Source organism: Paenibacillus sp. BSR1-1 (genome assembly GCF_030403775.1).
In the GTDB taxonomy this organism is placed as follows: Bacteria; Bacillota; Bacilli; order Bacillales; family Cytobacillaceae; genus Neobacillus.
The window spans coordinates 18,691-31,241 of sequence record NZ_JAQMWQ010000009.1; the positions used below are offsets into that span (position 1 = coordinate 18,691).

At 42.0% G+C, this 12,551-nt stretch carries 8 protein-coding genes; 1 reads left to right on the top strand and 7 read right to left on the bottom strand.

Annotated features, from left to right (window positions below; all coding sequences use genetic code 11):
- Window positions 1-55: 55 nt before the first annotated feature.
- The 5 genes from PH210_RS14625 to PH210_RS14645 form a co-directional block, all read right to left on the bottom strand.
- Complete coding sequence (locus PH210_RS14625; protein ID WP_289986466.1) at window positions 56-1,213, bottom strand: thiolase family protein; 1,158 nt, start codon at window positions 1,211-1,213, stop codon at window positions 56-58.
- An 18-nt stretch (window positions 1,214-1,231) separates the two neighbouring features.
- Window positions 1,232-2,377, bottom strand: a complete 1,146-nt coding sequence (locus PH210_RS14630; RefSeq protein WP_289986468.1) for an acyl-CoA dehydrogenase family protein — start codon at window positions 2,375-2,377, stop codon at window positions 1,232-1,234.
- Between the two features lie 38 nt (window positions 2,378-2,415).
- A complete protein-coding gene (locus PH210_RS14635) occupies window positions 2,416-3,939 on the bottom strand; it encodes a class I adenylate-forming enzyme family protein (protein WP_289986470.1) in 1,524 nt (507 codons plus the stop codon).
- 153 nt (window positions 3,940-4,092) lie between these two features.
- Window positions 4,093-5,838: a sigma 54-interacting transcriptional regulator gene (locus PH210_RS14640; RefSeq protein ID WP_289986472.1), complete on the bottom strand. Its 1,746-nt coding sequence runs from the start codon at window positions 5,836-5,838 to the stop codon at window positions 4,093-4,095.
- Between the two features lie 305 nt (window positions 5,839-6,143).
- Window positions 6,144-6,911, bottom strand: coding sequence for a 3-hydroxyacyl-CoA dehydrogenase (locus PH210_RS14645; RefSeq protein ID WP_289986473.1), 768 nt, complete (start codon window positions 6,909-6,911; stop codon window positions 6,144-6,146).
- 207 nt (window positions 6,912-7,118) lie between these two features.
- Here PH210_RS14645 and PH210_RS14650 point away from each other — a divergent pair, with 207 nt between their 5' ends.
- Window positions 7,119-8,075, top strand: coding sequence for a D-2-hydroxyacid dehydrogenase (locus PH210_RS14650; protein ID WP_289986670.1), 957 nt, complete (start codon window positions 7,119-7,121; stop codon window positions 8,073-8,075).
- Window positions 8,076-8,325: 250 nt separating this feature from the next.
- On the opposite strand, the gene PH210_RS14655 is transcribed toward PH210_RS14650, so the two are convergent.
- The gene (locus PH210_RS14655; RefSeq protein ID WP_289986474.1) at window positions 8,326-9,552 is read right to left on the bottom strand and encodes an RtcB family protein; all 1,227 of its coding nucleotides are present in this window, start codon (window positions 9,550-9,552) and stop codon (window positions 8,326-8,328) included.
- 169 nt (window positions 9,553-9,721) lie between these two features.
- Window positions 9,722-12,478: a dynamin family protein gene (locus PH210_RS14660; RefSeq protein WP_289986475.1), complete on the bottom strand. Its 2,757-nt coding sequence runs from the start codon at window positions 12,476-12,478 to the stop codon at window positions 9,722-9,724.
- Window positions 12,479-12,551 lie beyond the last annotated feature (73 nt).

Below are 12,551 nucleotides of genomic sequence, written 5' to 3' on the forward strand. Positions count from 1 at the left end.
CTAAATGGTTTATTTGCGGAAAACCCGATCTTATTTGTGAATCCCAATTCACGGATTAATCTAAGCGTTCAATGATCGTCGCATTTGCCATTCCATGGCCTTCGCACATTGTTTGTAATCCGTAACGGCCGCCCGAACGCTCAAGCTCATGCATCATCGTCACCATTAGGCGCGCGCCGCTGCCGCCTAGAGGGTGACCAAGGGCAATAGCACCTCCATTAGGATTAAGCTTAGCTGGATCTGCCCCTGTGTCCTTCAGCCAAGCCAGCGGAACCGGAGCGAATGCTTCATTCACTTCAAATACATCAATATCGTCAATAGATAAGCCTGCCTTTTCGAGCGCTTTTTTGGTAGCCGGAATCGGTCCTGTCAGCATTAACGTTGGATCAGATCCAACCACCACTCTGGTATGAACACGAAAACGCGGTTTAAGACCGAGTTCATCTGCTTTTTCACGGGACATAAGCAATACCGCAGCAGCGCCGTCGCTAATTTGGCTGGAATTTCCGGCATGAATCACACCGTCTTCTATGAACGATGTTCTGAGGCCTGCCAATGCTTCAAGTGAAGTCCCTTTTCGCGGACCCGAATCCTCCTTGATGACTGCCGTCGTTCCATCCGGAAGCGTCACTTCTAAAGGAAAAATTTCTCTAGCAAAATACCCTTCCTCTTGAGCCTTTAATGCTTTTTGATGGCTTTCTAGTGAAAATTGATCAAGCTCCTCACGAGTAAAACCGTAGTTTTCGGCGATTCTCTCAGCAGACAGCCCTTGATGGATCATTTCGTACTTCGACCTTAAATTAGGGCTAAAAGGCTCTTCGGCACCTTTGTAGTTTGAACCCATTGGAACACGAGACATGCTCTCTACACCGCCTGCAACCACTACATCCATATCGCCTGCTAAAATAGCCTGTGCTGCAAAATGGACAGCCTGCTGGCTGGAACCGCATTGGCGGTCAATCGTGGTGCCTGGCACCTCAATTGGAAAGCCGGCAATTAAAGCAGCAACCCTGGCAATATCACCGGCTTGTTCACCGGATTGAGTAACACACCCTAAAATAACATCATCAATAATGGCTGGATCTATTCCGGCACGGTTCACTAATTCCTTTAAAGTTAACCCCGCTAAATCGTCAGGACGGATATCTTTTAAAACGCCATTTCTTCTTCCTACCGGTGTACGTACACCTTCTACAATCACTACTTCACGCATGATCATTTTCCCCGCTTTCTATAATCCTAAATTTTTCGCAACGATTGTTTTCATAATTTCATTTGTGCCAGCGTAAATGCTAGCGACCTGAATATCACGGAATCGTCTCGCAATCTCGTATTCTTCCATATACCCATAGCCGCCGTGGAGCTGCATGCATTCAGTCGCCACTTTCTTGGCGTTTTCCGTCAGCTTCCATTTCGCCATCGACACTTTGGTCACGATGTTTTGCCCCTCGATATGCTCAGCAATTAACTGATCTAAAAAGGAACGCCCCATTTGATTGTCTGCAGCCATTTCAACAATTTTAAACTGCGTATTTTGGAACTTGCTAATCGGTTTTCCAAACGCTTCTCGACTTTTTACATAATCAATGGTCATTTTTAGCATGACTTCTGCTGCCGTTTGCGCCCCAATTGCGGTGAGCAGGCGTTCCTGTTGGAGTTTTTCCATTAAATAAAGAAAGCCCTTGCCCTCTTCTCCTAGTAAATTCTCCTTCGGTACTTTGCAATCCTCAAAAATCAATTCTGCTGTATCCTGGGAGTGCAGACCGACTTTGTTCAGCTTTCTGCCTCTTGAAAATCCTGGTGAATCCCGTTCAATGACAAGCAGAGAAACCCCTTTATGCCTCGGAACAGCATGGAGGTCAGTCTTCACAGCAACAACGATTAGATCCGATTGGATTCCACTAGTGATAAACGTTTTTTGTCCATTGACAATATAGTGGTCCCCTTCTAGTTTAGCCGTCGTTTTAATGTTGGCCAGGTCAGATCCCGTCCCCGGCTCAGTCATCGCAATCGCGGTTATGATATCGCCAGTGACACATTTCGGAAGCCAGCGCTGTTTTTGCTCTTCCGTTCCGTAGGAGGTAATATAGGGAACAACAATATCATTATGCAGACCTATCCCGATCAAACCCGTGCCGACCTTCTCTAATTCCTCATTAATGACAACGGAGAACCCCCAGTCGACCTCACTGCCTCCATACTTCTCATCAATATCAGGGCAAAGAAAACCCTGCTCCCCCATCTTCCTCCAAAAAGAGCGGGGAATCATCCTGTCCTCCTCCCACTGGTCATAAAAGGGATATGCTTCACGCTCTAAAAACTTTCTCAATGACGCCCGGAAAATTTCATGATCCTCGTTTAAGTATGGATGTTTCATTTGAAAAACCCCTTTCTTAATATGAAAACGCTTCCGATTTAAACGTTAATTTGATTCATTTTTTGACGCAGCTGATATTTTAATATTTTCCCAGATGCATTCCGCGGCAGCTGCTTTTCTATAAAAATCCTCCTAGGGACCTTATATCCGGCAAGCTTTTGACGGCAGAAGCTTCGTAATTCCTGCTCATTAATCACTGCCCCTACTTTGGGTACAATGACAGCGCAAACAGCTTCCCCCCAGACTTCATCTGGAAGTCCGATAATTGCCGCTTCGAGAACATCTGGATGCTCATAAAGTACACTTTCTACCTCGACTGAATAAACATTTTCCCCGCCGGAAATAATCATATCTTTTTTCCGGTCAACTAGCGTAATATAGCCTTCCTCATCAATCGTTGCTAAATCCCCGGTATAAAGCCAGCCATCCTTAAAGGTATTCTTCGTTTCTTCCGGCTTTTTATAATATTCCTTCATGACCATTGGGCTTCGAAGAATAAATTCACCTACTACCCCTGGAAGCACATCTTTGCCTTCCTCATTGACAACTCTTGTTTCGGTCATGAAAATTGGTTTTCCACCCTTCCCTAGATGCTTCTTATGACCCTCAGGATCAAGAAGAATTCCGCCTGGGCCTCCCTCCGTTAACCCGCACAAATTGTAAAATTGGTCGGTTTTAAAAAGTCCCATACTTTTTTTGACGAGTTCCGGGGCCATTGGGGCAGCACCATACCCGCATCTCTTAATGGATGATAAATCGTATTCGGCTGCATTCGGTACTTGAAGAAGAAAGGTAAACATCGCAGGGACCGCAAATAAATGGGTAATTTTATGTTCTTGAATTGCTTGTAGTGTTTTGACTGGATGAAAATCTCGATGGATAATGTGTGTCGCGCCTAGTGCAACACCTGAAATAAGGAAAAGATTTAACTGGGCTGAATGGAATAGTGGTGCTAAATGGAGAATCCTTTCATGCTGCCTTAGACCCATATTGATGGTCACAGAGATTCCGACTTTAAAAATTTGGCTATGATCAAAAAGGGCCCCCTTAGGGCGGCCAGTTGTCCCTGAGGTGTACAAAATTTCTACATCATCCTTTTCGAAAATCTCTATTTCTGGCTCGTTTAGGTTTTCGGATAACACTTTTTCAAAGGAATAAAAACCTTCTGTTTCCGGTTCACCCACCACGATAACCGAGCGGACAGCCGTACCTTGTTTTGCTTCAGAAATGGTTTTTTCAAACTCCTTGTCACACACAACAAAGGATGTGTCTGATTGCCCTAAAATGTATTGGACCTCTGAAGCGGTTAACCGGAAGTTAACTGGGACGGCCACTGCGCCAATTTTTGCAGCGGCAAAAAAGGTGAACACAAAGTGATCCGAATTTTTCATCATCAAGGCAAGCTTTTCGCCCTTTTTAAATCCTAAGGAAATCAAGCCATGAGCAAACCTGTTCACTTCCTCATTAAATTGGCGATATGTATAGCTTCTTCCCTCACATTCTATCGCCAATAATTCTGGAAACTTGCGGGCACTTTGAGATAATAGGCTGCCAATCTTCATATTAGGACCCCCTAGAAAAAATGTACTCCATCCTTAAATATGCAATTATTATGCCATTATTCAGAAAAATAGATATATTGCCCCACATGGTTCTTTGAATGTTGTTCTTCTATACATAAGGAACAAATGAGTGTCCATTAATTGGACATTCTTTTAAATCGTCAGTTGATACTTTTTAATTTTTTCATACAAACCTGACCTGCTGATTCCTAGTAATCTTGCAGCCTGGACTTTATTTCCTTGTACTTGGACCAGTGCCTTTTTAATCGCTTCTAGTTCCGCATTTTCAACCATTGAAACCTTTATAGCAGATTCAGGTATACCAACCTGCTTTATTAAATACTCTGGAAGATCCTCGTGTTTGATTTTTCCACTTTCCGCAAAGGTCATCGCCCGCTCTATTACATTTCGTAATTCCCGGACATTTCCGGGCCAATCGTAACCAAGCAGTGCAGCTCTAGCGTGGTCCTCGATACCGGTAATACTTGTTCCTAATATTTGGTTAAAATCAATCATAATCTTGCCTATTAAGAAATCCGTATCATAAAGACGATCCCGAAGCGGCGGGACATTTAAGGAAATGACATTTAGGCGGTAGTATAAATCCTCCCTAAAAAGGCCCACTTTGACCATTTCTTCTAGATTTCGATTAGTGGCTGCAATAATTCTAACGTCCACTTGAATTCTTGCAGTCCCTCCTACCCTGTAGAATTCCCTCTCTTGGAGGACGCGCAGCAATTTTGCCTGCAAGGATAGAGACATGTCACCAATTTCATCGAGAAAAAGTGTTCCACCGTTAGCTAAATCAAATTTGCCGATTTTCCCTTTTAGTTTGGCACCGGTAAAGGCACCTTCTTCATAACCAAAAAACTCTGATTCTAGTAAATCCTCCGGTATGGCTGCACAATTGACGATGACGAACTTGCCGGTACTTCTGGCGCTGCTGTTGTGAATAGCGTGCGCAAACAGCTCTTTCCCTGTTCCGCTTTCCCCGCGGATAAGCACCGTTGACCGCCCTTTTGCCGCTTTAGCTCCGCTTTTTTTCAGTTTTTCCATATAGGGGTCTATAGTCAAAAGATGGTCCCAGGTAAACTTAGCCGATTCTGATTTCTGGTATTCCTGATGATAAAAATTTGCTTTATTTTCCGCCTTCTGCAGCTTTTTGAATAGCTCACTTACCTCATTTAATTGCCGAAATACCACCTGGCCAATTACTCCGATGACATTTCCATCTTCAATAATCGGAATACGGTGGACGATATACTTAATGCCGCTCACTTCTAAAAAGCCGCCTACTTCAGCCGTTTCCGATTCATAGACATGGTCTAATTGAAGCTGTGGCAGCGCTTTCGATACTGGCTGGTGCAGTACCTGCTCTAACGAAAGATTGAATAATTCCAGCAGCGGAGGGCTGACCATTTGAATGTGTTTCTTTTCATCCGTCATCACAAATCCGTCAAATGCGTGTTTGAATGCTGTTTCTAATGTTCTTTTTAAGTTTTTTATCGTTTGTAATTCTTGTGAGGTTTGAAGCAGGGACATGACCATATCTGTTTTTGTCAGAATACCGGCAACGCGATTCATTTCATCCACGACAATACCGGTTCCGACCTTGCTGTTTTTAACCATTTCTTCAATCTTTGCATAAGGAGTATCGACCGAAACAGTTTCAACCTGCTTTTTTATGTAATTTTGAATAGGAGTGGATAGGGGACATTCTTCTACGACCATTTGATAAAGGCTGCTCCGAGTAAAAATTCCCACTAATCTTCTGGAGGGGTCTGTTACAGGAAGCAGGTTCCATTTCTTTTTTTCAATGAGTCCGATGGCTTCTATTAGGGTTGTATTTTCCGTAACAAAACAATCAACTGGGGTAATGATTTCTTTAAATTGGAGCATTTTTTCACTCCTCACTTTTTCAGATACTTATATTGTAACAAAAATACATACTTATTAGAATTTTTTAACTATTATTATAAGGCTCTGTTAAACTTAGTTGTTGATTTACACTCCAGGCGCTTCGCTTTCCGCGGGCGTTGCGGGGAGCCTCCTCGGCGCTTTGGCGCCTCCGGGGTCTCCCCTGCCCCGTACTCCCGCAGGAGTCTTCGCGCCTTCCGTTCCAATCAACAGTGTTAAAATATAAATAATCCCTTTAACACAGCCAACAAAAAAAGAAGACCCAAGGGCCTTCCCGGAAATTATCATTATTTCGGCTGCATTCTTATCGCGCCATCGAGGCGGATTGTTTCACCATTAAGCATTGGGTTTTCAATAATGCTTTGAGCCAGTTGTGCGTATTCAGCAGGGTACCCGAGCCTTGGCGGGAACGGCACCATTTTTCCAAGTGAATCCCGCGCTTCTTGAGGAAGTGTGTCAAACATCGGAGTATGAAAAAGACCTGGAGCAATGGTCATAACGCGTATACCATATCGGGCAAGCTCCCTCGCGATCGGCAGCGTCATCCCGACAATTCCACCTTTAGATGCGCTATACGCTGCCTGCCCGATTTGGCCGTCAAAAGCTGCAACAGAGGCGGTATTGATGATTACGCCTCTTTCATTTTTATCATTTACCTCATTCGTAATCATCTTCTCGGCAGCAAGGCGAATCACATTAAACGTTCCTATTAAATTTACATTAATAACTCTAGAAAATAGTGATAGATTGTGTGTCCCATTTCTTCCAAGGACTTTCTCGGCAATGCCAATACCCGCACAGTTCACAACGGCATTCACGGTCCCCATAAAGTCCGCTGCTTTACTAACTGCCCTTTGAATATCCTCTTCCTTTGTAACATCTGTTTTTAAAAATAAAACAGCTTCACCCAGTCCTTCTTGAAGGCGAAAGCCATTTTCTTCTGATTGGTCAAAAATGACTGCCTTTCCTCCATTTCCAACGATATTCCGTACCGTTGCTTCACCCAGTCCAGAGGCTCCACCTGTCACTATTGCACAGCAATCTTGAATTTGCATATTCAATCCCTCCAATAATAGTTGCTATAGTTTTAGTTGCAATTTCTGTGCCAAGAAAAATGAATAAATAGCAAAGCCTTTTCAATTCCCTACTGTATTTCGGCTGGACAGTTTAACAAGCATAGTGACCAATAATTGTACACCTTTTGGAATAAAAAGCTGTTATCATAAAAGAAAGAATGACTATTTGAACGGAGGAATGGCATGATGAGAAAATTAGTGGTTACTCACAATCTTGAACAAAACCTGCTTGATCAAATTAAACAGATTATTCCCGATTGGGAACTGATTGCTGGTAAAGAGAAAGAAGTTTGGCAAAGCCATGTAAAGGATGCAGAAATCATTGCAGGGTGGAAGCAGGGTTTAAAAGATGATTGCCTTGCACCTGGATCAAAACTAAAGTGGCTGCAATCCTGGAGTGCAGGCGTTAATTCTATGCCTCTAGAGGAATTAGAAGCTAAAAATATTTTGTTAACAAGCGCAAATGGGGTGCACGCCTTTCCGATTTCAGAAACCATCTTTGCCCTAATGCTTGGATTAACGCGAAAAATCCATACATATGTAAAAAATCAACAAACGAAAACATGGCATCATGCCAATATGAATTTAGAACTGCATGAAAAGACCGTTGGAATCATCGGGGTAGGTGCGATAGGAAAAGAAGCGGCGAAAATTGCCAAAGCATTCGGAATGAAGGTACTTGGTGTCAGGCACTCAGGAATGCCAGAGGAATTTGTTGATGAAATGTACAGTTCAGATCAATTAGACCTCGTTCTGCCAAACTGCGATTATGTGGTGGTAACCTTACCTCTTACAAAGAAAACTCGTCAGTTACTTGGAGCGAAACAATTTAATGAAATGAAATCATCAGCCTTTTTCATTAATATCGGCCGCGGTGAGATTGTCGTTGAAACGGACCTCGTGCAAGCTCTTAAAGAAGGTGCCATTGCAGGAGCTGGACTGGATGTATTTGAAAAAGAACCATTAAGTCCTGATAGTCCTTTATGGGAAATGGAAAATGTAATCATCACCCCTCACACTTCAGGCTCAACGGAACATTACAACAAGAGGGTAGTAGAAAATATTTTGATTCCAAACCTAAAAGACTATCTTTCTGGTAAAAAACCATCCAAAAATCTTGTCGATTTTTCAAAAGGGTATTAACAAAGGGGTTTTTCCATGCAGCAAGTTACACTCGAAAAAAAAAACAAAATAAGAAGCGCAGGTTAAACGCTTTAAAGTGGGGCCTTTCTGCGCTTCTTGTTTTTCTATTGGCTGTAATTTTTTTGCCTGTAAGCCCTATTAAAGAAAAGAGCTTTTTCAAAAATGGCCGATTGATTGATGCCGGATTTGCTTCTGAAATTACTTCATGAAAAATAATTAAAGAGCTGCTTCAATCGAAGCAGCTCTTTAGTTATTTCTTATATCTTGCGGGACTGTATTTTTCGCTGGCTTTGAAGTTATAAACTGGTTTAATAATGCTTGCAATTTCAACTGTTTCTTCTACTTTTTCTAAAATTTCATTCATCGATTTATAAGCCATCGGCGCTTCATCCAATGTTTCTTCAGAGACAGATGTCGTCCAGATGCCCTTCATCGTATTGTGGAAATCATCCAATTTCAGCGTTTTCACCGCTTTTGTCCGGCTAAGGACGCGGCCCGCTCCATGCGGTGCTGAATAATTCCAATCTTCGTTACCCTTACCGACAGCTAAAATCGACCCATCTCTCATGTTGATTGGAATGATGAGACGTTCGCCCTTCTGCGCTGAAACGGCTCCCTTTCGTAAAATCAGGTTATCTGTATCAATATAGTTGTGGACGGTATCGTAACGGTCTTGCTCCTCTAAGCCCATATTCTCCGTAATTGCTCTGGCAATTTCTTCACGGTTTGCCTTCGCAAACGCCTGTGCCAATTTCATGTCATGAATATAATGGTCAAAATCCTCGCCCTCCAAATAAGCTAAATCATTTGGAATGACAGGATTGATTTCTTTGTAACTCTGAATGGCAGCTTGAATTTCTTTTTGACGACCAGACGCCTTTAATTTATCAATCATCTCCGTTAAATCATGGTTCCTGAGCTTGGAAATGGCTACTTTTTGATAATAGTTGGCAATCTTAGCGCCCACATAACGGCTGCCAGTATGAATGGTTAAATAGTGGCAGCCATCAGTATCGACTGAAACTTCGATAAAATGGTTGCCGCCGCCAAGAGTTCCTAGGCTATAGCGGCTTTTATTCTGGCTTAGAATATGCTGGGCTTTAAATTCCTCCGCAGATGGAAAACTCGTGTTAATAAACTGAGCCGTCTCATCAGAATGTATCTCCATTCCGCTTGGTACATAGGTACGAATAACTTGATCCAGCTTATTAAAATCAACCTTTTTATCCTGCAGCTTAACTGTTAATACGCCGCAGCCTACGTCAACCCCTACGAGGTTCGGGACTACCTTATCCTTTAGCTGGATGGTGGTTCCAATGACACATCCTTTTCCCGCATGATAGTCTGGCATAATACTAATCTTTGTATCCTTTAAGAATGCTTGATTACACAGCTCTTGTATTTGTTCAAGCGCCGTCTCCTGTGGATAATTGGAAAATACTTTTGCTTCTGTTTGAGAACCGGTTATTTTTATCACGAGTTTTCCCTCCTTTTGTAAAAAACAATTATCAATAGGCTATCACGGGAAATCCGAATGAGCAATGGATTTTCCATAAGTAATCTATATTACGCACAGGAAACAAAATACCAGTCTTTTAAATAAATAAAAGGAAGATGCCCTTATGGCATCCCCCATTTTAATCATATTAATAGATTGTTTGCATTCCCTTTCCCGCGACGGTCATCCATTCGAATTGGCGCAGTCTCACGTCAAATAAGGTTAATGGGTCGCGGAACATTTCTGGATTCTCATTCATCTTATCTTGCATTTCTTTTTTCTTCTGAATCTCTGAACGTGCTTCTTCAACAGAACGGTTTAAAATGGCCTTTGGACCCTTGAAAAATAAGGTAACATCGCGCTCCAATGATTTTTCGAACATCTCAAACGGCTGGAAAAACTGCTTATTCACGGCATCGATTGCTTCAGAATAGTCTTCATTTTCTATAAAGGATTGGTATTTGTTGAAAAGCATGGCTTTGTTTTGCGAAATTGCCCCCAAAAGCTTCCCTGCACTTTTTAATAAAAATTGTGAAGGAGTTCGGCGCAGCAGGATATTGACTGTTTCCAACTGCAACCTAGTTGTCATCCTATCTGTATCTCGGCGCCAGTCATCGAGCACCCTAAAATCACACTCAAGCTCCAATCGCTCTTCCCCGTACATCTGATTAAATCCATCTCTCATCTCAACCAGAAATTCTTGGTTCTCCTTAAACTCGGCATGTGAACGCTCAATCCAATCTTGAAGTGAGCTGTAATATTTCGGCATTACCTTTTGCTCCAAATAATCCTGCAGCCTATTATTCATCTCATCATTGAGCATAAGATGAATTTTACTAAAATCACTGTCTTCCTTGATTAGAGAAGAGCACTCCCGGAGCATTTTTGGCACAGCCACTGAGATTTCTGTCTCCATGGATTCCTTAATTGCCCGATACGATTTTATGGCTGATTTGGTTCTTTGTATCTCGGTATCATTTAGTTGGTTCACCGCACCAGTTAGCTTGATCAGCATTTCTTCGTTCCAGCGAATTGATTCTATTAACTGATTTTCAACATCAATTCGTTTTTGCAAAAGACTGGCGATTGTTGTCCGAATAAAATACAACAGCTTTGCAAGGCGTTTATCCGCTAGATTTCTAGTATTTTTAATAGACTGAATAAACACTTTTAATTCTTTCATTTGCTGGTTTTGTTCATATTGTGTTGAAAATGCAAATACCTTAGCATCATGTAAATAGGAGTTGACCATTGCTTTTATGTCATCATAAATTTTATGTGCTTCCTGTTCATTAGGAATAGTCTCCATTTTGCTAATCAAGAAATGAATTGGAATATCCGGGGCAATCTCTTGTATTTGTCCAAGGGCTGCCCACTCTTTATCCGTAAACGAAGCATTTGCATCTACCACAAAAAGAATTGTGTCGGCAACCTGCAGGTTCTTCAGCACTTCATAGCGGTCATAATGGAGCGACCCAGTAAGCCCAGGAGTATCCAGGAACGCAACCTTATTATCTTTAAAAAATGGCATTGGACGCTTCAATTCTATGATGGATTCCAACGCATTTCGTCTTCGATCCATTTTTTCCTTGAATTCCTCTAAACCAGTTAGATCATTAATCTCCCTGTCAGTGATTTCAGTTATGTTCATTTCCTCCGCGTCTTTGAACAGAACAACAGACGATGTTGACCCATCCTGTAATTCGTCACCGAGAATCGTGTTTATAAAGGAAGATTTTCCACTTCCTTTAAACCCGGCAAGAAGGATATGCTGGGTATCAAAATCAACCAACTGCTGGACAAGCCACTTGACACGGTTATTCTCGCCCATGTCATGCTCCTCGGCCCAATTCAATATGGAATCAAAGAGTGACAGACACTCGTCAAGCTCATCCATATCCGTCTCGGTTATACTGATTAATTTTTCAGCTTCACTAGCGATGGACTGGCTTATGCTCGCTGGAAAAAGTTCATTCCAAGAAAGGACGGCTGCGGACGCCAATACACTGTTCGCATTGTCAGCCAGACGAAGCCAATTCGTCAGCAAGTCTGGAATGATATCCTGAAGCTGATTTATAAAATACCTGCCATCAATAAAGGTGAAATACGTTTCTTTATGGCGTTTTGAAAGCTCTTGATAGTTTTCATTACGATTTAAATCAAGATTGAGGAGCAAGTGATTGATTTCCCTCAACCAAACAAAATAAGATTCTTCATCCTGATAGCTATTCCACAATGAAGAAACAAGCTGTTCAAAGCTTTTTTTATTCAGATTAAATAAGATGCTTAAGGCGTGCGAAAAATAACTTGGATCAAAGTTTTTCGTTACACTATTTTCTACATATGTATGCAGAATTTCAAACCATTCTAACGTTTCCGTTCGCTTGGCTTCATTCACCGCCAGCTCAACGGCATTGTTCCAGTCCCCCTGCTCTTCGAAGAATGCCCGGGCAATTTCGGTCACATTCGGATAATCAGGGTTAGAGTTGATGGTCCTTTTGATAATCGCAACAGCCGCCTCCAGCTTTCCGCGTTCAAGATAGAGTGAAAATAGCTGTAAAGCTACTTCCGTTTTTAAAGTAAGATCTTCCGTTTCTATGGCACTGTAAAGATCTTCCGCCGTTGATAACATTCCAAGCTCATAGTAGGCATCTGCCGTATTTTTCTTCGCCCACTGCTCTAGCTCATTGACAATGTTTTCCCACTTAAAAATCGCCGTTTCATAATCTTTATGGTGAAAATACACTTCCCCTTGTGCAAAGCGTATGTAAGATAGGTCAGGCAAATCCTTTTGTGCTTCCTCCTGAAAGGCTTCTCCAAGGACCTGAATCGGATGAATAGTTTCATGCTCATTAATGAACATTTCATAGTATTTCTTTTGTTTCAATTGCTTATCTAACGTCATTTAAATTCCCTCCAATGGCAACCACTCTATGTCATTCATATGGTAAAGAGGCATAATTATTCCTCATACGATT